At 66.2% G+C, this 22,976-nt stretch carries 19 protein-coding genes; 3 read left to right on the top strand and 16 right to left on the bottom strand.

Going from position 1 to position 22,976, the window contains the following annotated elements; translation table 11 throughout:
* Positions 1-36 precede the first annotated feature (36 nt).
* The 6 genes from QRM60_RS12365 to QRM60_RS12340 all read right to left on the bottom strand — a co-directional run bounded on the left by QRM60_RS12365 (position 37) and on the right by QRM60_RS12340 (position 7,519).
* A complete protein-coding gene (locus QRM60_RS12365; RefSeq protein ID WP_259175706.1) occupies positions 37-645 on the bottom strand; it encodes a nucleotidyltransferase family protein in 609 nt (202 codons plus the stop codon).
* A 698-nt stretch (positions 646-1,343) separates the two neighbouring features.
* A complete protein-coding gene (locus QRM60_RS12360) occupies positions 1,344-2,351 on the bottom strand; it encodes an XdhC family protein (RefSeq protein WP_285446291.1) in 1,008 nt (335 codons plus the stop codon).
* Positions 2,348-4,555, bottom strand: coding sequence for an aldehyde oxidoreductase molybdenum-binding subunit PaoC (gene paoC / locus QRM60_RS12355; RefSeq protein WP_116923550.1), 2,208 nt, complete (start codon positions 4,553-4,555; stop codon positions 2,348-2,350). Before paoC ends, QRM60_RS12360 begins: the two co-directional genes overlap by 4 nt.
* A 1-nt stretch (position 4,556) precedes the next feature.
* Positions 4,557-5,507 carry a xanthine dehydrogenase family protein subunit M gene (locus QRM60_RS12350; RefSeq protein WP_285446290.1) on the bottom strand — a complete coding sequence of 317 codons (951 nt, stop codon included), beginning with the start codon at positions 5,505-5,507 and terminating at the stop codon, positions 4,557-4,559.
* On the bottom strand, positions 5,504-6,163 hold the full coding sequence (gene paoA / locus QRM60_RS12345; protein ID WP_256328572.1) for an aldehyde dehydrogenase iron-sulfur subunit PaoA: 660 nt from the start codon (positions 6,161-6,163) through the stop codon (positions 5,504-5,506). Before paoA ends, QRM60_RS12350 begins: the two co-directional genes overlap by 4 nt.
* 348 nt (positions 6,164-6,511) lie before the next feature.
* On the bottom strand, positions 6,512-7,519 hold the full coding sequence (locus tag QRM60_RS12340) for an NAD(P)-dependent alcohol dehydrogenase (RefSeq protein WP_285446289.1): 1,008 nt from the start codon (positions 7,517-7,519) through the stop codon (positions 6,512-6,514).
* Positions 7,520-7,824: 305 nt separating this feature from the next.
* Here QRM60_RS12340 and QRM60_RS12335 point away from each other — a divergent pair, with 305 nt between their 5' ends.
* Complete coding sequence (locus QRM60_RS12335) at positions 7,825-9,309, top strand: sensor domain-containing diguanylate cyclase (RefSeq protein WP_285446288.1); 1,485 nt, start codon at positions 7,825-7,827, stop codon at positions 9,307-9,309.
* A 128-nt stretch (positions 9,310-9,437) separates the two neighbouring features.
* Here QRM60_RS12335 and QRM60_RS12330 read toward each other — a convergent pair whose 3' ends face one another.
* From QRM60_RS12330 to QRM60_RS12315, 4 genes are all read right to left on the bottom strand, one after another.
* Positions 9,438-10,814, bottom strand: a complete 1,377-nt coding sequence (locus QRM60_RS12330; RefSeq protein ID WP_115573304.1) for a HAMP domain-containing sensor histidine kinase — start codon at positions 10,812-10,814, stop codon at positions 9,438-9,440.
* Positions 10,811-11,494, bottom strand: a complete 684-nt coding sequence (locus tag QRM60_RS12325; protein ID WP_285446294.1) for a response regulator transcription factor — start codon at positions 11,492-11,494, stop codon at positions 10,811-10,813. The genes QRM60_RS12330 and QRM60_RS12325 overlap by 4 nt, the downstream gene beginning before the upstream one ends.
* Before the next feature lie 139 nt (positions 11,495-11,633).
* Positions 11,634-12,605 carry an aspartyl/asparaginyl beta-hydroxylase domain-containing protein gene (locus tag QRM60_RS12320; protein WP_285446287.1) on the bottom strand — a complete coding sequence of 324 codons (972 nt, stop codon included), beginning with the start codon at positions 12,603-12,605 and terminating at the stop codon, positions 11,634-11,636.
* A 58-nt stretch (positions 12,606-12,663) separates the two neighbouring features.
* A complete protein-coding gene (locus tag QRM60_RS12315) occupies positions 12,664-13,470 on the bottom strand; it encodes a MipA/OmpV family protein (protein ID WP_228431671.1) in 807 nt (268 codons plus the stop codon).
* Between QRM60_RS12315 and QRM60_RS12310 the strand changes: the two genes are divergently transcribed.
* Complete coding sequence (locus tag QRM60_RS12310) at positions 13,469-13,888, top strand: hypothetical protein (RefSeq protein ID WP_285446286.1); 420 nt, start codon at positions 13,469-13,471, stop codon at positions 13,886-13,888. The two genes, QRM60_RS12315 and QRM60_RS12310, sit on opposite strands and share 2 nt — an antisense overlap.
* A gap of 189 nt (positions 13,889-14,077) precedes the next feature.
* Here QRM60_RS12310 and ssb read toward each other — a convergent pair whose 3' ends face one another.
* A complete protein-coding gene (ssb, locus tag QRM60_RS12305) occupies positions 14,078-14,617 on the bottom strand; it encodes a single-stranded DNA-binding protein (protein ID WP_285446285.1) in 540 nt (179 codons plus the stop codon).
* Positions 14,618-14,898: 281 nt separating this feature from the next.
* On the opposite strand from ssb, the gene QRM60_RS12300 reads away from it, so the two are divergent.
* Positions 14,899-15,897 carry a polyprenyl synthetase family protein gene (locus tag QRM60_RS12300; protein WP_042598138.1) on the top strand — a complete coding sequence of 333 codons (999 nt, stop codon included), beginning with the start codon at positions 14,899-14,901 and terminating at the stop codon, positions 15,895-15,897.
* Between the two features lie 242 nt (positions 15,898-16,139).
* Here the strand turns inward: QRM60_RS12300 and QRM60_RS12295 are convergent, their stop codons facing one another.
* From QRM60_RS12295 to QRM60_RS12275, 5 genes are all read right to left on the bottom strand, one after another.
* On the bottom strand, positions 16,140-16,940 hold the full coding sequence (locus QRM60_RS12295) for a dienelactone hydrolase family protein (protein WP_043877734.1): 801 nt from the start codon (positions 16,938-16,940) through the stop codon (positions 16,140-16,142).
* A 152-nt stretch (positions 16,941-17,092) separates the two neighbouring features.
* Positions 17,093-18,499 (bottom strand): UDP-N-acetylmuramoyl-L-alanine--D-glutamate ligase, encoded by a 1,407-nt coding sequence (gene murD, locus QRM60_RS12290; protein ID WP_115530806.1) that lies wholly within the window; start codon positions 18,497-18,499, stop codon positions 17,093-17,095.
* Positions 18,480-19,835, bottom strand: coding sequence for a UDP-N-acetyl-alpha-D-muramoyl-L-alanyl-L-glutamate epimerase (gene murL / locus QRM60_RS12285; protein ID WP_042598135.1), 1,356 nt, complete (start codon positions 19,833-19,835; stop codon positions 18,480-18,482). The genes murD and murL overlap by 20 nt, the downstream gene beginning before the upstream one ends.
* Positions 19,832-20,290 carry a hypothetical protein gene (locus QRM60_RS12280; protein ID WP_042598134.1) on the bottom strand — a complete coding sequence of 153 codons (459 nt, stop codon included), beginning with the start codon at positions 20,288-20,290 and terminating at the stop codon, positions 19,832-19,834. The genes murL and QRM60_RS12280 overlap by 4 nt, the downstream gene beginning before the upstream one ends.
* Positions 20,274-22,883 carry a bifunctional aspartate kinase/diaminopimelate decarboxylase gene (locus QRM60_RS12275; RefSeq protein ID WP_115006077.1) on the bottom strand — a complete coding sequence of 870 codons (2,610 nt, stop codon included), beginning with the start codon at positions 22,881-22,883 and terminating at the stop codon, positions 20,274-20,276. The genes QRM60_RS12280 and QRM60_RS12275 overlap by 17 nt, the downstream gene beginning before the upstream one ends.
* Positions 22,884-22,976: the final 93 nt, after the last annotated feature.

Raw genomic sequence — 22,976 nt, 5'->3', positions numbered from 1 at the left:
CCAATTCACCTATCTACGCCAACAGCCGCGCGCGGCTCACTCCGGATCGATCCAGCCACGCGCTTGCGCAGCAAGCAGGTCGGCCGGGGTGTCCACGTCCAGGGCGAGTGCCGGTGCGGTGACGCAGCCCAGCGTCTGCGCATCCAGGCTGGCGAACAGCGCGCGCAGGCCGGTGTCGGCCAACAGCGGCACTTCGTTCCACACCGCATGCGTGACCACCACCGGAATCCCGCGCACGCCTGCATAGCCGCTGGTGGCGCAGCCCGATGCGGACAGGTCGGCTTCTTCCAGCAAGCTGCGCAGATGCGGCGTGTCCAGCGCGGGCTGGTCGCAGCCGAGGATCAGGCTGCGGCGCAGCGTGGTGTCTTCGTGCACATGCGCGCGCAACGCGGCAAGACTGGTGCCCATGCCGTCGGCCCAGCCGCCATGCCGCACGATTTCCACATCCAGGCCGCGCAAGGCCTCCATCACCAAATCGGCATCGGCGCCCACCACCACCACACAGCGCCGCGGCGCGGTCTGCAACGCAATGCGGGCTGCGCGCCGCACGAGGGGTTCGCCATCGCGCGTCAGCAATTGCTTGGAGCGACCGAGCCGCCGCCCCGCGCCCGCCGCCAACACCAGCGCGGCATGCTCGCTGCTCACGCGCTGCGCTCCGCACGCCATGCAGCAAGCACTGACGTATCAGCCGGCGCACTGCAATGCTGCACACCTGATCGCGCTGCCAACACGGTGTGGCGCGCGTGCGCGGCGGTGCTTAATGGCGCGGCGTGCGCTGGAAGCAAAGCGATCATGAGCGGGATGTCTTGCATGTAAGGATGCCTGCAGCGTAGGGCCAAACATGTGCGCAGTGGGTGACCACGCAGCAAAGCCGCGCGCAGCGGCGGTGTGCATGCGCGACCACGACGCTCGCGGGATCTTTATGCGCAATCGCGCGACGGCGAGAGAAGTCTCATCTGCGTAGTGATTGATCGCGCCGCATAGCCGCGTGTAGCAGATGTGCAGACATGGCCACCAAGTTTTTCGCTGCTTTACGCGCAACATTACGCCTTCGGGAGAAAACCCTTCACGACGGCACCATCGTCAAGCCGGGACGCGCGCACCACAGCGACTGGCGTGACCTGCAGTGCACTACGACGTTGCGCGTCACGCTCGGTGAGCGATGTCGGCACGACGCGAATCGATAAGTCCTGACGTACTGCGACCTAGAGAACGACCACCATGCACAGCGTTTCGAGGATGACGCCGAGGCAACGCCCGGCGATCACGCTGGCAGCAACCCAAGCTTGCGCATGATGAACTACGCGCAACGCGCCCACTGCTGCAAAAAAAAACCGAAAGACCTAAAGCGCTGCAGCCTGTAAATCGGCCACTGCCTGCGTGGCTTCGGCAATGATGCCGAGCGCAATGCCGTGCGGCGACGATGGCCCCAGGCGGATGCCGGCCGGCAGGCGCACGCGTTCCAGTACGGCAGCGTCATGACCGAGCGCGCGCAGGGCCTGCAATCGTGCCTGCCGTTTGTTGCGACTACCCAGGATGCCGATGCAGGCTACCTGGGACGACAGCCCGCGATGGGCAACCTGCAGATCGATGTCGCCATCGTGGGCAAGGCTGTACAACGCGCAATGTGCGTCCAGTTCCACCTCTGCCAACGCCTGCGCAAGACCGCGGCGATCGTAGTGCTCCGGGGGCAGCCCCGGTGGCGGTTCGACCGGGCCATGCGGGCGCAGCACGCGTACTTCGATCCCGGCCTGCGTCGCCAGCGCGACCAGCGCCAGTACCGAAGGATCCGCCCCCACCAGCACCAGACGCAGGGGCGGCCGCCGGGAGAACACGAATTCGCCGGGAGCGGCATCACTCGGTGTAGCCAGGTAACGCAGCGTGCCGTGCACGCGATCCAGCGCAACATGAAACGCGCGCCGGTGCTGTCGCGCATTGCGCCAACGCGCGAGATACCCGCCCAGATCCTGCACCGCACACACCAATACGCCGATGCGCCCACCGCAGCTCAGCTGGATATCGAGCACCTCGCTGCCTTCGCCGTAATCGAGCAAGCGCGGGCGGCCATCCTGCAGGACCGCCAGGGCTTCATGCGCGACCGCCGCTTCAACGCAACCGCCCGACACATACCCGGCCACCTGCCCGGTGCTGCTGATCGCCATCTGGCTACCCAGCGGGCGCGGCGAGGAGCCGCGCACCTCCACCAGCGTGGCCAGCGCCACGCGCTGCCCGGCGCGATGCCAGGCAGACAACGTCGGCAACAGGTCATCGTGCAGGGCGTACTCCGGCCAGGCCGGCCACGCGGCGGCAGCCGGCATACCGTGGCTGACAGGAGCCGCCACTGCATTCACGCGCGCAGCGGCTCAGGCAGATGCGGCAGCAGCTTGTCCAGCGTCACCGGGTAGTCGCGTACGCGCACGCCGGTGGCGTTGTAGACCGCATTGGCGATTGCTGCAGCGACCCCACAGATGCCCAGCTCGCCTACGCCCTTGGCCTTCATCGGCGAGGACATCGGGTCGGTTTCTTCCAGGAACACCACGTCCTGATGCGGGATGTCCGCATGCACCGGCACTTCATAGCCGGCCAGATCGTGGTTGACGAAAAAGCCCAACCGCTTGTCGACCACCAACTCTTCCATCAACGCCGAGCCGGCACCCATGGTCATCGCGCCAATCACCTGGCTGCGTGCTGTCTTGGGGTTGAGGATGCGCCCGGCCGCACACACGGCCAGCATGCGCCGGATCCGCACTTCGGCGGTCACCACGTCCACGCCGACCTCGACAAAATGCGCGCCGAAGGTGGAGAGCTGCTGCTTCTTGGCCAGGTCGCCAAATTCGATCTTGTCCTCGACCACCAGCGGCCCCTGGGCAGCGGCGTCACCCAGGGCGATGCGCTTGCCGCCGGCACGCACGTGCCCGTCGGCAAATTCGGCCTTGCTCGGATCCAGCCCCAGTTGCGTGGCGATGGCCTCGCGCAGTTTCACCGCCGCGGCATACACGCCGGCGGTGGAACTGTTGGCGCCCCACTGCCCGCCGGAACCGGCCGAGACAGGAAAGCTCGAATCGCCCAGGCGCACGTCCACCCAGTCCAGCGGCACGCCGAGCATCTCGGCCGCCGTCTGCGCAATGATGGTGTAAGAGCCGGTACCGATATCGGTCATGTCGGTTTCCACCACCACGCGGCCGCCCTGCTCCAGGCGCATGCGCGCACCGGAGGTGGTGGCGATCGCGTTGCGGAATGCCGACGCCACGCCCATGCCCACCAGCCAGCGCCCATCACGGGTACTGCCGGGTTTGGCCTTGCGCTTGGACCAGCCAAATTGTTTTGCCCCGTCTTCCAGACACTTGACCAGCTGCCGCTGCGAAAACGGCCGCTGCGGGTTTTCGGGATCCACCTGGGTGTCGTTGACGACGCGGAACTTCACCGGGTCCATGGCCAGCTTCTCGGCCATTTCGTCCATGGCCACTTCCAGCGCCATCAATCCCGGTGCCTCGCCAGGCGCGCGCATGGCGTTGCCTTCGGGAAGGTCCAGCACGGCCAGGCGTGTGGTGATCAGGCGATTGGCACCGGCATACAACAACTGCGTCTGTGAGGCAGCAATTTCCGGTGCACCGCCAGGCAGATCGCCCGACCAGCTCTCATGCGCAATGGCAGTGATCTTCCCGTCGCGCTGCGCGCCGATGCGGATGCGCTGCACGGTCGCAGGGCGATGGGTGGTGTTGTTGGCAATCAACGGCCGCGGCAGCATCACCTTCACCGGCCGCTTCACCTGGCGCGCGGCCAGTGCAGCAAGCACCGCATCGGCACGCAGGAACAGCTTGCCACCGAAGCCACCCCCGATATACGGCGACATCAGGCGCACGTTTTCCGGCGGAAGACCAAGCGTGCGTGCCAGATCGCCGGCACCCCAGTTGATCATCTGGTTGGAGGTCCAGACATTGAGCTTGTCGCCCTCCCACATGGCAATGGAGGCATGCGGCTCCATCATCGCGTGGGAATGATCGGGTGTGGTGTATTCGGCATCCAGCTGCACCGGTGCGGCCGCAAACGCACCGGCAAAATCGCCGACATTACTGTTCGGTGCACCGCCTTCCTTGGTGACCTCGGCCTTGGGACGCGCGCGTGCCAGATCGTATTCGCCCACGTGGCGGCCGTAGTCCACCTTGATCAACTGACCGGCCGCGCGTGCCTGCTCAAACGTCTCCGCCACCACCACCGCAATTGCCTGGTGGTAGTGCTGAATCTCCGGACCACCCAACAACTTGGCCGTATTGAGCTTGCCCTTTTGCAGCTTGCCGGCGTTTTGCGCAGTGACGATGCCGAGCACGCCGGGCGCATTGCGCGCGGCACTCAAATCAATACTGCGAATCGTGCCCTTGGCAATGCCGGCGCCGACCACGTGGCCATAGGCCGCCTTGCCGGGCAAGTCATGATGCTCATACGCATACGGCGCCATGCCGGTGGTCTTGAGCGGGCCGTCGATGCGGTCGACCGGCTTGCCGACGATCTTGCCCTGGTCGATGGGATTGGTACCGGCGGGAGTGTCGAATTTCATGTCAGGCCCTCGTGTCCGCCAGGATCGCGCTCAAGGTGCGTTCCACCAGCGGCACCTTGAATGCGTTGTGTTGGGTGGGCTGTGCGCCCTCCAGCAAGATGGCCGTGATGGCACGCCCGCCCTGGCGGGTCTGTGCTTCGGCGGCCTCGTTCCGCCATGGCTTGTGCGCTACGCCGCCAATAGCCACCTGCGCATTGCCACTGCGTGGCACGATCGCCGCCACCGAGATCAATGCGAAGGCGTAGGACGCACGGTCGCGTACCTTGCGGTAGACGTGCGCGCCTTCCACCGGCTTGGGCAGGGTCACCGCCGTAATCAGCTCTCCACGCTCCAGCACGGTTTCGATATGCGGCGTCTTGCCCGGTGCGCGATAGAACTCGGCGATCGGGATGGCACGGGTCTGCCCATCTGGCCGCACGGTTTCCACCACCGCATCCAGGGCGCGCATGGCCACCGCCATATCGCTGGGATGGGTAGCGATGCAGTCTTCGCTGGCGCCGATCACCGCCAGCTGGCGGTTGAAGCCGCCGATTGCCGCGCAGCCACTGCCCGGCAGCCGCTTGTTGCACGGCTGGTTGGTGTCATAGAAATACGGGCAGCGCGTGCGCTGCAGCAAATTGCCCGCAGTGGTGGCGCGGTTGCGCAGCTGCCCGGACGCGCCGGCCAGCAATGCGCGTGAGAGCACTGCGTAATCGCGGCGCACACGTGTATCCGCGGCCAGATCGGTATTGCGTACCAGCGCGCCGATACGCAGGCCGCCCTCGGGCGTCGCGTCAATGGTGTCCAGCGTGAGGCCGTTGACATCGATCAGATGCGAGGGGGTCTCGATCTGCAGTTTCATCAGATCCAGCAGGTTGGTGCCGCCGGCGATGAACTTGGCGCCGGGCTGACGCGCGGCCTTGGCTGCGGCATCTGCCGGGGAGGTAGCGCGCTCGTAACTGAAAGCCTTCATGCGCGGTCTCCGGCAACTTCGGTGATCGCCTCGACGATGTTGGAGTACGCACCGCAGCGGCAGATGTTGCCGCTCATGCGCTCCTGCAACTCCACCGTGGTGAGCCGCGTCTTGGCAGTGAGATCGTCGGTGACGTGGCTGGGGATGCCGCGCTTGACCTCATCCAGCACCGCCACCGCCGAGCAGATCTGCCCCGGTGTGCAATAGCCGCACTGGTAGCCATCATGTTTGACGAAGGCCGCCTGCATCGGATGCAGCTTGTCGGGCGTACCGAGCCCTTCGATGGTGGTGACCTTGGCGCCCTGATGCATCACGGCCAGCGACAGGCAGGAATTCATGCGCTGCCCGTCGACGATGACGGTGCAGGCACCGCATTGGCCGTGGTCGCAGCCCTTCTTGGTGCCGGTCAGATGCAGATGCTCGCGCAGCGCATCCAGCAAGGTGGTGCGGTTGTCCAGCGTCAGCGTCACCGGCTTGCCGTTGACTTCAAAGGCCACCTCGCTGGATGCGTTGGCGGGTTCGGCGGCCTGGCGCTGCGACAGCGCGTTGGCGGCGCCTGCAGCCATGGACTGACTGGCAGCGACGCTGGCGGCAGACGCCGTGCCAGCGATCAACACCTCGCGTCGGGTCATCTTGATATCTCTCATGGCTGGCATCTCCAACAATGCTGGCTTATACAGTTCTTAAATAATGTGCAGCGCTGCCGGTCACAAGCGCGTGAGCGCGGCTGTGTGCGATGGCGGCAATGCAGTGGGTTGTCCCGATTCTAAGGCGCGGTTCTGCCGGCATTAGCTGCTGTAGCCGCATGCGTCTATGAAACACACTCATCACTGCCGCGCCCGAATTAGACGACCCCTTCACTCAGTGATGCGCCGAGCGTGCCGCATCGCCACCTCTGTCGAGATCGCTGACACCCTCTGCCGCCACGCCATACATCAGCAGTGCATTGGCATTGACGCGCCGCAGGCAGGTGTTGGACCCTGCCCGCGCGCGCCGCGCCAGGCTCAGAATTCCAGCACGATCTTGCCCAGGTGACCACCGGCGTGTTGCAACGCAAACGCCTCGGCGATGTCCTCCAGCGCAAACGAGCGATCGATCACCGGCCGCAACGGCAAGCCGTCCAGTGCCCGCACCAACTCCTGCTGATGCCGGCGGCTACCCACCACCAAGCCTTGCAGCCGTTGCTGGCGTCCCATCATCTCGGCGGTGGGCACCGGGCCCGCGGCGCCGGTGAGCACACCGATCAAGGCGATGTGCCCACCCACGCGCGCTGCCTTGATGGACTGCGCCAGCGTGCCCGGGCCGCCGACTTCCACCACGTGGTCCACACCGCGCCCGTTGGTGATCTCCAGCACCTGCGCTGCCCATTCGCTGTGCTGGCGATAGTTGATGCAGTGGTCGGCACCGAGCGTGCGCGCCGTCTCCAGCTTCTGGTCCGACGACGAGGTGACGATCACCGTGGCGCCCATCGCCTTGGCGAATTGCAGCGCAAAGATCGACACGCCGCCGGTGCCGAGCACCAGCACGGTGTCGCCGGCCTTGATCTGGCCATTGACCACCAGGGCGCGCCACGCCGTGACGCCGGCGGTGGTCAAGGTGGCAGCTTCGGCATGGCTATAGCCGCGCGGCGCATGCGTGAAAGCCTGCGCAGCCGCGACCACGGCCGAGCGTGCATAGCCGTCTACCCCGTCGCCAGGCGTGGTGGCAAAGCCGGCATGCAACGGCTCACCGTCCAGCCACTGCGGGAAGAACGTAGACACCACGTGGTCGCCCACGGCGAAATCACTGACCGCCTCGCCCACCGCCTCTACCACGCCAGCACCGTCGGACATCGGGATGCGGCCATCGGCGGTCGGCATCTGTCCGCTGACAATGCCCAGGTCATGAAAATTCAGCGAACTGGCATGCAGCCGCACGCGGATCTGGCCTGCTGCGGGCTGGCCGGGATCGGGCAACGCGACGGAGGTGAGTGACGCCAGGCCTGCTGGTTGCTGCAAACGAATGCCACGCATCGTGGTCTCCTCATACTGATGGGCCGCCCGGGATACCACGCGCACCGTTACGCGCATGCGGTCGCGTCTGCTGTGTGCACTTGCCACGCCGTGAACAATTGCAGCGGACCTGCGTGACGCAATACATCGCCAACGTCAGCAGGCAAGCGGGCTCCACCGCGACATCAGGCGCCGCGGCCGCGATGGGCCGAGCGGTCAGTCACAGATCCGGATTGCACGCGCGGCCTGCCTCGCCGGCATCGGGCGCCACCACGTACGCTGGCATGGCGGTTGCATCGGCTCTGCGTCCTGGACAAGGAAACACAGTGGTGTCGACAAGCAAGCAGTGGCGGCAACGTGCACAGCGCATCGCGCTGCATTTCGTGTTGACCGCATCGTGGATACTTCTGCTCGGTTCCGAATACTGGTCGATCCATGAGGAGCGCGTCAGCGCCTTGCAAGCCGCGCAGACGCAGTCATTGAACCTGGCCGATTCTCTGGCGCAGCACGCCAGCGACACCATGACCATCGCCGATGCGGTGTTGTCGGGGCTGGTTGCACGCCTGCAACAGGACCGCGGCTCGCCAAACGAACATGCGGCGATGCATGCGTTTCTGGTCAGTGAGGCCCGCCGCTCGGAGCGCCTGCATGGCATTTTTATCTACGCCGCCGATGGCCACTGGGTGAACTCGTCGCTGGGCAGCCTGCCGCGCACACACAACAATGCCGACCGCGCGTATTTCAAGTACCACCGCGACCATCGCGACGCTCTGGTGTTCGTCGGGCCGCCGGTGGAGAGCCGCTCGGACGGGCGCTGGGTGATCACATTGAGCCGCCGCCTCTCGACGCCGAGCGGCGAGTTCGATGGCGTGGCGCTGGTGACGCTGCGGCTGAAGTATTTCCAGGACTACTACAGCCGCTTCCAGGTTGGGGATCACGGCACCATCGGCCTGTTCAACGACGATGGCGTGGTGATCGTGCGGCGGCCGGAGCGCGACGACCAGACCGCCAGCTCGATCGCGGGCACGTCGCTGTACGTGACCATGCGCAACGAGCGCCGCGGCACGCTCACCTACCGCTCGCCGCTGGATGGGGTGCAACGCATCTCCAGTTTTGTGCCGGCCCGGCCCTACCCACTCACGGTGCTCACTGGCGTGGCAGTGGACGATGCGCTGGCCAATTGGCGCGCATCCGCACGCCAACGCATCATCATTGCCGTGCTCGGCTTCGTACTGCTGCTGGCGGTGGGCATCTGGCTGGACCTGCAGCTGCGCCGCATGCATCGCAATGAAGCGCGGCTCAGCTCGGAGGTCTGGGTGGACGCCTTGACCGGCATCGCCAACCGGCGCGCCTTCGACCACCGCCTGTCTGAGGCCTTGCAGGATGCCGTACACACGCAGGCGCCGCTGTCGGTGCTAATGATCGATGTCGACCACTTCAAGCTCTACAACGACACCTACGGGCACGTCAACGGCGATGCCTGCCTGCGCCTGATCGCGGGCGCGATTGCCGGCTGTGCCCGGCGCAGCGACGACATCGCCGCGCGCTACGGCGGCGAGGAATTCGGCATGATCCTGCCGCACACCGACGTCGCCGGCGCGCTGCGCCTGGCCGATGCCATTCGCACGGCGGTGGCGGAACTGGGGTTGATGCATCTGACCAGCCCGACCAGTGCACATGTGACCGTCAGCGTTGGCGCTGCCACCTTTGAACCGGGCGAAACACCGCTGACACCCGATGCGATCGTGCGCGACGCCGATGGAGCGTTGTATCGGGCCAAACAGGGCGGCCGGGACCGGACGTCTGCCTGAGCTGCCACGTTGTTTGGGGTGGTCGTCGTTTGCGCGCGGGTGGCGTGATGTTGGCCAGGGCTGTTTGAAAATCGCCAGAGAGATCGCTATGACTGCCCTTCGCTGTCAGCGTTGGCAAATCGCGGCGACTACGGCTGGAAGTCGATCACCGCAAGCGTGCCCTGCGCCGCAGAGGATTCCAGATGCAGGCGCCAACCGAAGCGTTCGCAGATGCGCCGGGTGAGGAACAGCCCCAGTCCCGCGCCACCGCCTTGCTTGACCGATTGCTTCAATGACGCGGTATAGCGTTGCGCCGCCAGCGCGGTATCAAAGCCGTCGCCGGAGTCGCGGATGCTCAACCGGTGCGCGTGCAGGCTCACCTCGATCTGCCCAACATAGGTGTGATCGGCCGCGTTGCGCAGCAGGTTGCCCACCGCAATGCGCACCATCGATTCCGGTGCGTGCAGCGTGAGTGGCTCCAGCGCGGTAACCACCACCTCCACCGGTTTTTCCGAAAGCAGATACAGGTGGTCCTGCACCAGTTCGGGCAGTAGCGCGTGCAGGATGGTCACCTGCTGCCGCTCGGCCGGGGTGGATTCGCGCGAGAGGTAGAGCAGCGCTTCCATGATGCGGGTGAGGTTGTCCACTGCCTCGTCGATTCGGTGCAACGGTCCCTGCGCCCGCTCCGGCAGCTGCTGCTTGTGCAGCACATCGGCTGCGCCGGAAATCACTGCCAAGGGCGTGCGGAACTCGTGACTGGCCTGATCCAGCAGACTGCGTTCGCGTTCGATCGCGCGCTCCACGCGTTCCAGATGCGCGTTGGCCTCGCGCGCGATGGTGTTGAGTTCGCTCTTGCCGTAGTCGGTGGGCAGCCGCTGCGCCGGCTGCAACGGATCCAGCCGGCGCATGCGCCTGGCGAGATCCTGCACCGGCCGCGCAAAGCCCAGGAACAGCCACCAGATCACCAGCCCGATCATCGCCAGGTTGCAGATAAAGAACAGCACGCTGAGCTGCACACTGCCATTTTGCTTGTCCTCCAGCGCGGTGATGTCGATGCTCATGATCAGCCGCCCTTGCGGTAGCGCGGTGACCAGCGCCGAATAGCTGCGATCGAGTCGCGTGCCATCGGCGTCGTTGGCGAACGGCCCCCAGTGCGGCCGAATGATGGACAGGAATTTTGCCGCGGTAGAGGGGTCGCCCTGCGTGTCCAGCTGGCCTTCGCCGTAGTAACCGGGTGCCAGCTCGGCGAAGAAGGGCGGCATGCTCGCCGGCAACGGCGCACCGTCGCGCAGCAGCCAGCCTTTCACCGGTCCAGTGCTGGGCAAGGCCTGCTGCAGGCGCTCGGGCGGCACGCGCGTGACGTTCTGCGTACTTGCGGTGAGCAGCTGCCGCCAGATCGGATCTTCGATCAGTTCCTGGCTCAAAAAGCCCTGCACCGACAACCCCAACGCCAGCACCGCGCACGACATCAGCAGGCTGGCGCTGATCAACCACTGCAGGCTGCGCAGGCGGCCGTCTCGACTCATTCGGCTGGCCCGCCCAGCCGATAACCGATGCCGGTGACGGTCTGCAGCAGCTTGTGCTCGCCGTCGTGATCCAACGCGCGCCGCAGCACATGCATATGCGAGCGCAACAGGTCGCCTTCGGGCACCGCATCGCCCCAGATCAGTTGCTCCAACCGGTCACGCCGCACCACACGCGGTGATTCCCGCATCAGCAGTTCCAGCACCGTGCGCAAGGTACCGGACAGCACTACCGCGCGGGTGCCGCGCGACACCGCCAGGCGGTCCAGGTCGTAGCGCAGGTCATGCACCTGCAGCACGTTGCCCGCAGCCGCGCTGGCGCGGGCACGGCTCACCATCACGCGCAGGCGGATTTCAAGTTCCGGCAACGCCACCGGCTTGACCAGGTAGTCGTCGGCACCGTTCTCGAAACCCAGCAGCTTGCCTTCCAGCTGGTCCTTGGCGGTGAGCATGATGATCGGCGTGCGGCAGGCGTGTTCTTCGCGCAACCTGCGCAGCACGCTCATGCCGTCCATGCGCGGCAACATCCAGTCCAGGATGATCGCGTCGTAGCGGTTGCTGATCGCCAGGTTCAAGCCCGACTGCCCGTCCGGCGCCGCATCCGGGCGGTGGCCGCAGGCTTCCAGGTAATCGAAGATATTGGCTGCCAGGGCGCGGTTGTCCTCGATGATGAGGACCTGCAGAACCTGCGCCTGGGCGACCGGATGCGTCATCGACATGGCAATTCTCGGGAATGGAAACATCATACGCAGCGCGCGGTCCATGGCCTGGGCCGATGCCCGCAGGCCGCACCACCAGCGCACCGCCCAATGGTGCCTGCGCTCAGCCATGCAGCAGCCATCGCAGCACACCAACCCCGGCAGCAAGCAGTGCAAGCATGGCGCCCAGCAGACTCAGATTGATCGTCCACTTGAGCAACGCATACAGCGGGCGGTGCTGCGCGCGCAGGCGCCTTCCGTAGGCCATTAGCGGTGCGACAGCCGCATACAACGCGCTCACCGGGCCGCGCCGGTCGCGCGCATCGTTGGGCGTTCGCGCCGCACGTGCCAGCTGCGTATAGACCAGGTTGAACCACCGCCCCGGCCAGCGCATTGGCCGCTCCACATCGCACATCAGGATCAGCCGCGGCGCATCGGTATCGTTACGCACGAAGTGCAGATAGGTCTCGTCGAACACGAACGCATCCCCGTCCTGCCAGGCACGGTTGCGTCCGTCCACGTTGATGAAGCACTGCGCCGCGTTGGGCGTGGCCAGGCCCAGGTGATAGCGCAGCGAGCAGCCCAACGGGTCCGCATGCGGCGTGAGCACCGAACGCGGCGGCAACAGGGCAAACATCGCCGCACGGATCTCCGGGTAGCCGGCCAACAGGTCCAGCGTGCGCGGGCAGCTGGCACGTGCGGAGGCATGCGGCGCGCCATACCAGCGCAGGTAGTAGCGACTCCACCCGTATTTGTAGAAGGTGCGGAAGCCCACATAGAACGCGGCCGGTGAGCCGTCGCGCCGCACCTCGTCGAAGCTGCCATCTCCCAGCAGGGCCATCGCTTCGTCGCGGATGCACTCCCAGTGCTGCGCCAAGGCCGGAAGCTTGCGATATAGCTCCAGCGGCACGAACGGCCCGCGCGCCGCCGTGCGGGTGAAGGCATACAGGATGACGTTCGGCAGCGCGAACACCGGCCAACTCTTGCGCAGGTACTGGCGCAGGCTGGCGTAGCGCGCCTGGCCGCGGAAGCGGTAGACGTAGGTCATCGCCGCAATCCAGCTGGCGATCACACACAGCAGCGTGGCGGCGATCATGTGCGGACCGTCCTGGCCGCGCGGCGGGCGGCGCCGGGCATCACTTGAGTGCGGCCCATCAGAAGCCCCGCGAGAACCCGATCAACACCGAGCCGACTCCGTCGCTATCCGGCGCGAGCAGCGGGCTGTCACTCAGCGCATCGGGCAACACGCTGTACTGCAGCCGGGTCAGGAACTGCCAGCGTTTGCCGATCGGCCGCATATAGGTCAGCCCCACTGTCGGCACGGTCGCCGCGCCCGGCTTGTAGTCCACGACGCCGCGCGCGACCTCGGCATCGAGCGTGCCGTAGTAATAGTTGGCCATGTCCTTGGACAGGTGACTGACACTGATGCTTGGTGTGAGTTGGCCACGGCCGACAGCGAAGGCGTAGCCGTAACGGGCGGTCAGTTCATAGCCTTCGCTGGTGCCGGTGACATCGGCCTTGGCAGTGAGTTCCAGTTCGCCGGCGGCACCACGCCACGCACCGACCAGGCCCATGTCCAGGCTGTCGTCGCGGTCGTCCAGCAGGGCACGGTCGATGCCATTGCGGGCCAGTTCGGCCACGCCCAGATCGTCCGCAGCCACGCCGTCCAGGCGCAGCGCCACGATAGCGTCCAGGCCGAAGCTCTCGCCCTGCACCAGATGCGCGCCGCCGGTGATGCCGCGTAAGAAGAAGCGCTCACCTTCGAACAGGATCAGCGGGATCGGATTGGTGCGCGTTCCCTCGCCGGCAAACGGGCTGTCCGACGCTACCACGCCCACGCCGATGCCCCAGCGATACGGGCCTTGCTCGGACAACGATGGGTCGGTCTGCGGGGTGGTCTGGGCGACGGCAATGGCGGGCAGTGCGAACAGCGCAGCGAACGCAAGGCGGGAGCAAGTCATGGGCGGGCGTCTCGAGGGGAAGGAGTGCCGCGCTGTCGTGGCCAACCGGATGGGCGCCTATCGCAGCGGTGCGGCGGCAGCGTGCCGCAGCGATGTCGGCCAAATGTCGTCGTGGCAGACAACGCCGCCGCTGCGCGCACACGACATGTCACCGACATCGGCCTGCCACGGTCAGTGCCGCCCCCTGGACGCCAGATGCCACCCGATGCCAGCGAACCTCGCGCCACCGCCCTGCCCCGACACCGCCATCCTTCAGCTGGCCGGCCTGCTCGTACCCGCGCACGAAGCCAGCCGCTGGTTCCATCACGACCCCATCGACGAACTCGGCGGCTGGACCGCCGCGCAGCTGAGCCGGATGCAGCGACAGCCGCAGGTCATCGCGTTCCTGCAGTCGGTGTTATGCGGCGAGCGCGGCTGAGGGACGCTGCGATCACTGCACTGCATCGGCGCTGCACTGCACTGCACTGAATTGCATCGGCAAGTATTGACGACGCAATGGCGAAGGCTCGCGCAGAAGTCACTCTGCCGCGTGCTCGCCACGCCGTTCCGCCAACGAAAAGGCCCGCGCAAGCGGGCCTTTCGAGTGTGCAAGCAACGATCGCCGGGATCAGAACGGGATATCGTCGTCCGCAAAATCATCCATCGGCGGCGCCGACTGCTGCTGGGCCGGCTGCTGACGACGCGGAGCATAGTCCTGGCCGCCGCCACCACCGTAACCACCTTGCCCGCCACCACCGCCGCCCTGCTGCTGACGCGGGGCCTGCGCGCGCTGCGGGCGATCGCCGCCCATGCCGCCACCGCCGCCGCCTTCACCACGGCCGCCCAACATCTGCATCTCGTTGGCGACGATGTCGGTGCTGTACTTTTCCACGCCGTCCTGACCGGTGTACTTGTCGTAGCGCAGTTCGCCTTCGACATACACCTGCGAGCCCTTGCGCAGGTACTCACCGGCGATCTCGCCCAATTTTCCAAAAAACACCACGCGATGCCACTCGGTGCGCTCCTGGTTATTGCCTTCGCGGTCCTTGCGCATGCTGGTGGTGGCCAGGCTCACGCGGGTGATCGCCATGCCGGCCTGGGTGTACTTGGTGTCGGGATCGTTGCCGAGGTTGCCGACGAGGATGACTTTGTTGATGCCGCGGGCCATAGGTGCTTCCGAGATGGTGCGCCGGCGCCGTGGGGCGCGAGGCGATGAATGTCTGTTCTGGGGGCCAATGTTACCGCACCTGCCTGCCACCGCACCTGACGCATTCCCTTGCCGGCAGGCCGGACAACCGCGCGTGGCGGGGTCGGGATCCTGCGCACCCGCAGCCGCGAAATGCCCGCCACAGCTGGTTCCGGGGCCACCGCGCAAGGGCTGGAACAGGCGCGGCGGGACGGATCTGGCCCGGGCACCTATAATCGGCCGACATCTCGATTTGCCTGCGCATGACCATCGCCCAAGACCTCCCCACCGTACTGGGCCTGCCCCAGATCCAGTCCCTCGCCGCGCCCGACATGGCGGCGGTCGATGCCTTGATCCGCCGCCGTCTGGCGTCGGACGTCGTGCTGATCAACCAGATTGCCGATCACATCATCTCCGCCGGCGGCAAACGCCTGCGCCCGATGCTGGTGATGCTGGCCGGCCACGCCGCGGGCGGCTCCGGCCCCGAACACCACCAGCTTGCGGCGATCATCGAGTTCATCCACACCTCCACGCTGCTGCACGACGACGTGGTGGACGAATCCGACCTGCGCCGCGGCCGCAGCACCGCCAATGCCCTGTGGGGCAACGCGCCCAGCGTGCTGGTAGGCGATTTCCTGTATTCGCGCAGCTTCCAGCTGATGGTCGAACTGGACCGCATGGAAGTGATGCAGATTCTGGCCGACACCACCAACCGCATCGCCGAAGGCGAAGTGCTGCAGCTCTTGCATGTACACAACCCCGACACCGATGAAGCCGCGTACCTGCGCGTGATCGAGCGCAAGACCGCGGTGCTGTTTGCCGCAGGCACGCGCCTGGGCGCACTGGCCTCGGGCGCGAATGCCGACGTGCAGCAGCGCCTGTACGACTACGGCATGCAGCTGGGCTTTGCGTTCCAGATCGCCGACGACGTGCTCGACTACGCCGCCGATGCCACCGACCTGGGCAAGAACCTGGGCGACGACCTGGCCGAGGGCAAGGCCACCCTGCCGCTGATCCACGCCATTGCGCATTCCGATGCCGCCACCCAGCAGCGCCTGCGGCAGATCGTCGAACAAGGCGATGCCGAGGCGATGCCGGAGGTCTTGTCGGCCATCCGCGCGACCGGCGGGCTCGATTACAGCCGCCAGCGCGCTGCCGAATACGCCGCCGCCGCCGAACAGGCCCTGGACGGCTTGCCGCCGAGCCCGGCAGTGGCCGCATTACGCGGCCTGGCGCGTTATGCGGTGGAACGGACGCACTGATCGCAGCACGCGGCGCTGGGCGAGTGTCCGGCGCCGCCACCGAGCAAGTGCCCTGCAAAGCGCTTGTGGTTGTCAGTCCGGCACCGCCCTGCAGGGCCGTCCTGCAGGCCACAACAGCTGACAACGATCAGCCAAACGACACGCGCCACTGTCTTTCGACAGTGACGCGCTGAAACACGGCCGCTGCAGCCGGCCACGTGGAAACGCTGGCGCGCAGGACATGCCGCACGCCAGCGCGCGCCTCACTTACCGAAACGTTCGTCGAAGAAGCCGTGCAGCATGCCGAACGCACGCTTGGCCGCACGCGCGTTGTACAGGCAGCCCGGCGGGCTGTTGGCATCGGCTTCGGCGAAGCAATGCACCGCTCCGCTGAAGTTCACAAACTGCCAGTCCGCGCCAGCGCCGTTCATTTCGGTTTCGAACGCGGCGATGTCGGCCTGGGTCACGCTCTTGTCATCGGCGCCGTTGAGCACCAGCACCGGCGTCTTCGCGGAGTTGGCGGCCGCCGGCGCGGGTGTGGAAATACCGCCATGCAGGCTGACCACGCCGGCCAGCTGCGCGCCCGCGCGCACCAGTTCCAGCACCGTGGTGCCGCCGAAACAGAAACCCACCGCACCGATGCGTGCTGCATCCAGCGGTGCGCTGCCGGCCTGCGCCTTGAGCACATCCACCGCCTTGAGGGCACGCGCCTGCAGCGTGGGCCGGTCATCGCGCAGCGTCTTGGCCTGCGCCCCTGCTTCGGTGTCGTTCTTGGGCCGGATGCCCTTGCCGTAGACGTCCGCCACCAGCACCACGTAGTCGTCGCCGGCCAGCTGCTTGGCCTTGGTCACCGCCGAGTCGTTGACCCCGCGCCAGTTGGGCACCATCACCAGGCCCGGGCGCTTGGCAGGGCCGGCATCGTCGTACACCAGCACGCCGCTGAAGCTGTCCTTGCCGATGGTCCATTCCAGCGGCTTGGCCTGCATCGCCGCCATGGCCGGACCGGCCATCAACGCCAGCAGGCCGGCCAGACCGGCGCGTTTCCATTTCGATTGCGTCTGCATGCACATGCTCCCGGGGATGTGCAGCGAGTCTAGGCGTTTGCGTGGTGCCTGGATGGTGACGGCGCGCGGCGCGTGGCCGGCCGCCATCCATTACGACAAAACAGAGCACAGGCTTGCAACCCGCTGCGCGTAACGCAATCGACAGCTTGGAACTACTGCACACCCAGGCCGGGAATCGCACTGATCGCCGCAGGATCGAACCCCGCAAGCTGCGCAAAGTGGCGGCCACGCGCCACGTAATCGCTGTACACGCCAAAGCTGGGCGCGCCGGGCGACAGCAGCACCACCCCACCCTGTGCACCGAGTGCGCTGCGTGCCAGCTGCATCGCATGCGCCAGGTCATCGGCGGCATGCAGGCCAAAGCCAGCGCTCTGCGCCAGTGGTGCCAGCAACGCATGGATGCGCGGGCCGTTGGCGCCCATGGTGACGATTTCCAACGGCGCCTGCTGCGCCATGTGCGCGGCGAAGTCCTGCCAGTCCAGCCCACGGTCGTGCCCACCCACCAGCAACGCCACGCGCTGCTGTGCGAAGCAGGCCAAGGCTGCCAGCGAGGCATGCGGTGTGGTGCTGATGGAATCGTTGACGTATGCGATGCCGTCCACACTGCCGAGCCACTGCAGCCGGTTGGGCAACGGACGAAAGGTCAGTGCCGCCGTCGCCAATGCCGCCGCATCCAGGCCCAGGGCCTCCACTGCCGCCAGCACGGCGCACAGGTTGCGCCGGTTGTGTTCCCCCGGCAGCGGCACGTTGGCGGTATCGAAAATCGCCTGCTGGCCGCGATAAACCACATCGCCACGCAGGTGCCAGCCGTCGGGATGATTGAACCAGCGCACCTCGCTCTCAGGCAGCTGCAGCTGCGCCAGATGCGGGTCTGCGGCATTGAGCAGCGCGATGCGCGGGCGGCCGCCAGTCACCAGCGCCAGCTTGTCGCGCACATACGCCGCTTCGCTGCCGTGCCAGTCCAGATGCTCGGGAAACAGGTTCAGCACCAGCGCCAACTCCGGACGTGCGCCACTGCGCCCCACCTCACCGGTCTGGTAGCTGGACAGCTCGATCGCCCAGTACGCAGGCGGCGGCTGTGGGGAGAGCACTTCCAGCAACGGCTGGCCGATATTGCCGACCAGCGCGGCGCGATGGCCGCCGGCGCGCAACAGATGCGCCAGCAGCGCGGTGGTGGTGCTCTTGCCCTTGGTGCCGGTCACGCAGATCGCGCCCGGCACGTAGCCGTCCGGCTGCGCGTGTTCGGCAAACCACAGCGCGGTACCGCCGATGAAGCGCGTGCCCTGCGCGGCGGCGGCGCGTGCTTCTTCACGGTACGGGCTGATGCCCGGTGACTTGATCACGACCTCGAACGCGGCCAGCGCCTGTGCGCTCGCTTCGGTCTGCACCTGCAACGCGGGGTCTGCCAATGCGGCAACGTCGCGTGCCTCTTCGGCATTACAAAAGACCGTCAGCGGCTGCGTAGGCAGCTGTTGGCGCAGCGCGCGATAGGCGGCGCGCCCTTCGCGCGCCCATCCCCACAACGCAACCGCCTTGCCCTCAAGCTGCGAAATTCGCACGCACGCGCTCCCACAGCGCCGAAGGAACGCGGTGCTCGCCATCGATGGCCATCAAGGGCTCCAACTGCAGTGCGTCCTGCTCCAGCTGCGGTTGGATCTCGCGGATAAACCGCTTCACCAGTGCGTCTTCCTTCCATTCCGCACGGGTGGCCAGCACCGCCATCGCGGCACGCGACTCTCGCCCCTCGCCCACGCATTCGAACGGCTTGTGGTCCTGGAATTCGAGCAACGCATCGTAGCCGCCGGCCTGGGCGGCATCGTCGAGCAGGTTGCGCCCGAAGATCTTGACCAGGCGCGTCTTCGGCATGAACGGTGCCAACGCGAGAAACACGAAATGGCATTTGGGGCACACCCCGCACCAGCGATGCACCGGCCGCTCGCCCATGATGTGGAAATTGCGGTTGCAGCTGGAAAAATGCGCGTCGTAATGATCGGTCTTGGCGAACTGGCGTGCCACCGCGAGCTCGGAGAGCGGCCGCAGCAGCGAGTAATAACGCAGGTCGGCGGCAACATGCTGCTGCACGTACTCACCAAAGGCTTTCTCGAACGCCCAACCCTTGGACCACTGGTGATTGACCTCGCCGGTGCCAGGAATCTGGCTGCCGTAGCTGGCCGAACGCTCGTTGGAAAACACCACCTGGTCCACGCCGGTGAGCAGCGCCGACAACACCAGGATGGCCGAATTCACCGCCGTCACCGGGATGTGCCCGTTCCAGGCACCCTGACGATTGAGCTCGAACAACTCCGGCGCCAGCACGCGGCCGATGTTGAGCACCGGTAGCCCGGTCCGCTCGGCGCAGGCGCGGATCAATTGCGAACCGCCGATCCAGCTGACGGTCTGATCCACCCCGGCCTGCCGCAGCGCTTCAATACTGACCAGCGAATCCTTGCCGCCGCCGATGGCCACCAGCGCATGCTCGCGCAGCCCTGCGGCCGGTGCCTGCTCAGCCGCCGGCGCCGTCACCGGGAAGTGGATCTTGCCGTGCAGGTTCAAGCCATTGCGGTAGGCGAATTCGCCCAGGCCGTGCAGATAAACGCTTTCCACCAGTGCGGCGGTCTTCGCATCGATGGCGTAGTCGTCGATCTGGATAGTCGGCGGCACCGCCGCCTTGTAGTAGCTGACACCGGCGATCAGGTGCAGCAGGCGCAAGGCCTGTTGCACGGCCGCCGCACGCGTGGCGTCCAGCACGAACGGGGCACCGGGCACCGCCACGGTCTCCACCAGTTCCGGCCCCTGGTCGAAGGCATACACCAGCGTCGCCACGCCGGTCTGCGCATCCAGCGCGCAGCGGACAAAGCGGAACGTGGACACCTGATGTTTGTCGAAAGCGCTCATACACACCCTGCAGGCACACGTGCGCGACGCAGATAACGCCGGCACAGGAAATATTCGATGATGGAAAACGGCACAGCGGCCCACAGCAGTGGCAGGCAACCAATGAGGAACACCAGCAGCAGTGCCTCCGAGCCAATGACTTCTGCGCTGCCAGTGACCGCCAACGCGACCACCAGATACAACAACAACAGCGGCGGATAGCTGAGTGCGTTCAATACCAGCGTGCGCAACGCCATGCCGCCGGCATGCTGCGCCGGCGCGCGATGCTGGCGCCAACGCTGCCAGCGCGCCGCACCCCATGCACCCACACCGGCAGCGACCAGCGCGGGCAGCGCCCACTTCAGGCTATCGGTCCACGGCATCGCCTGGCCGGCCATGTCGATGGCGGTGGACACCACCATCGACACACCACCGGCCAGCGTGCTCAGCGCGATGAACTCAGCCAGTGGCCGCATCGATCACCTCTTCGCGCGGCAACTCCCGCTGGTTGTAGGTGCTGGCCATGGAATACCCATACGCGCCGGCATCGGCGATCAGCATCACATCGCCCGGTGCGGTGGCCGCAGGCAGGCGGCGACGCTTGCCGAACACATCGGAGGATTCGCAGATCGGCCCCACCACATCGAAGCTGCCATCGGCAGGCGCACCGAGCTGGCTGAGGTTTTCGATGTCGTGCCAGGCGTCGTACAACGCCGGGCGGATCAGGCTGTTCATGCCGGCATCAAGGCCAACGCGATGGATGCCGTCCTTTTCGATCACCTGGGTCGCCTGGGCCAGCAACACGCCGGCCTCGGCCACCAGATAACGGCCAGGCTCGATCGCCAGGCGGAAGCCCGGATGCACGGCCTTGACCTCGGCTAGCCCCTTGGCCCACAGCTCCAGGTCGAACGGCTCGTCTTCGGCGCTGTAGGGAATCGGCAGCCCACCGCCGATGTCGATGGTCTCCACGGTGCCGATGCGGCGCGCGAAGCCGGCCAGTTCGTCGTACATCATCCGCCAGTGTTCGCCGGTCTCCACGCCGCTGCCCAGATGCGCATGCACGCCGGTGATGGTGACTTCCAGCGTGCGTGCCAACTCGACGAACTCATCCACGCGCGTCGACGACAGCCCGAACTTGGACGCCTTGCCACCGGTGTTGACCTTCTCGTGGTGGCCATCGCCGTGGCCCAGGTCGATGCGCAGCCACACGTTGCGGCCGCGGAACAACTCCGGCCAGCGCTTGAGCGCTTCGACGTTGTCCACGGTGACGGTCACGCCCAGCGCAAACGCGGCCTCGTATTCGCTACGCGGCGCGAAACTCGGCGTGAACAACACGCGGCGCGGCGACAGCTCCGGCAACGTGTCGAACACGCGGCGCAATTCGCCATGCGAGACGCATTCCAGGCCGAATCCAGCCTGTTCCAGCGCCATCAGGATGGCCGGATGCGAATTGGCCTTGATCGCGTAATAGCGCTGGTCCACTGCAGCAATCTGCGCCAGCGCCTGCGCACGCGCGCGCACCGTGGGCAGGTGATACACGTAACGCGGCGTGCCGGCCTTGGACAGCGTCAGCAGATGCGCGCGCTCGGCATGCCACCACGGCGTGGGCCGCGGCCGCACCGAACCGATGATTTCGCGCCAGCGTGGGCCGAACACCTCGCCTTCGCTGACCGGCATGGCGCCACTATCGATCAATTCCGTATGCAAAATCGGCAATAGGCCGTCGGCATCGGATTCGTCGATGACGAAGGTCAGGTTCAAGTCGTTGGACGACTGCGAAATCATGTGCACGCGCTCCTGCCCGAACGTGGCCCACACGTCGGACAGCTTGTGCAGCAGCGAGCGCATGCCGCGCCCGACCAGCGTGATCGCCGCGCACGGCACGATGATCTTGACCTTGCAGATCTGCGACAGGTCTGCCGACAACGCCGCCAGCACATCGGTGTTGACCAGGTTTTCGGACGGGTCCAGCGACACGGTGACGTTGGTTTCGGCCGAGCCGATCAGATCCACCGACAAGCCATGCTTCTTGAACAGCGTGAACACGTCGGCCAGGAAGCCGACTTGCTGCCACATGCCGATGCCTTCCATCGACACCAGCACGATGCCGTTGCGGCGGCTGATCGCCTTGACGCCGAGTACTGGTTCGGCGCTGCCATCGATGCTGGTGCCTGGCAGATCCGGGCGTTCGGTATCCAGGATCGCCATCGGCACGCCGGAGTCACGGCAGGGCTTGATCGAGCGCGGATGCAGCACCTTGGCGCCGGTGGTGGCGATTTCCTGCGCTTCGTAATAGTCCAGGCGGGTCAGCAGACGCGCGTCCGGTACTTCCTTCGGGTTGGCGCTGAACATGCCGGGCACGTCGGTCCAGATTTCCACGCGGCTGGCGCCGAGCAATGCACCGAAATACGCCGCCGAGGTGTCCGAGCCGCCACGGCCCAGGATCGCGGTGCCGCCATCGGCGTGCCGCGAGATAAAGCCCTGCGTGATCAGCAGCCGCGTGGGCTGCGCATCGAAACGCGCCCGCCATGCGGCATCGGATTGCCACTGGCACGACACCGACAGGCGCTTGGACCACTCGCTCTGGTTGGGCTGCGGCGGCAATGCCGACAACCACTCCCGCGCATCCAGCCAGCCCATGTCCAGGCCATTGGCATGCAGATAGGCCGCACCGATGGTGGAAGACAGCAATTCGCCCTGCCCCAGCACCTCGGCCTGCCAGTCGAGCGTGCGGCTGGCAGCGCGTGCATCGCCCACCAACGCGTGCAACGCGGCAAGCCGCGCACCCAGCACTGCGTCGGCATCGAGCTCGAGCTCGGCAAGGAATTCGCGATGCCGCAGTTCCAGTGCCGCCACACGCTGCGCGCTGTCGGCAGCACCATCGGCGATGGCAGTGAGCTCATTGGTGACGCCCGACAGCGCAGACACCACCACCAGCACGCGGCCGCCGGTTTCGTTCGCCCGTTTGCTCGCCAGTTTTCCAATCGTGTCCCAGCGATGACGACGCGACACCGAGGTGCCGCCGAACTTGAGGACGATCCAACGATCGGTAGAAAGGGAAGCTGACATTAGATGTGGGCGTTTAGGATGGGGGGAGTTGCCCGGTACGCCGGGCGGAACCTCCGATTCTACTGCCAATATCCCAGCCATGACCCCTCCTCG

This window comes from Xanthomonas sp. fls2-241-TYG-148, from assembly GCF_030208815.1.
Taxonomy (GTDB): domain Bacteria; phylum Pseudomonadota; class Gammaproteobacteria; order Xanthomonadales; family Xanthomonadaceae; genus Xanthomonas; species Xanthomonas campestris.
Note: the sequence above shows the minus strand (reverse complement) of the source record. Positions and strands in the feature narration are given on the sequence as shown.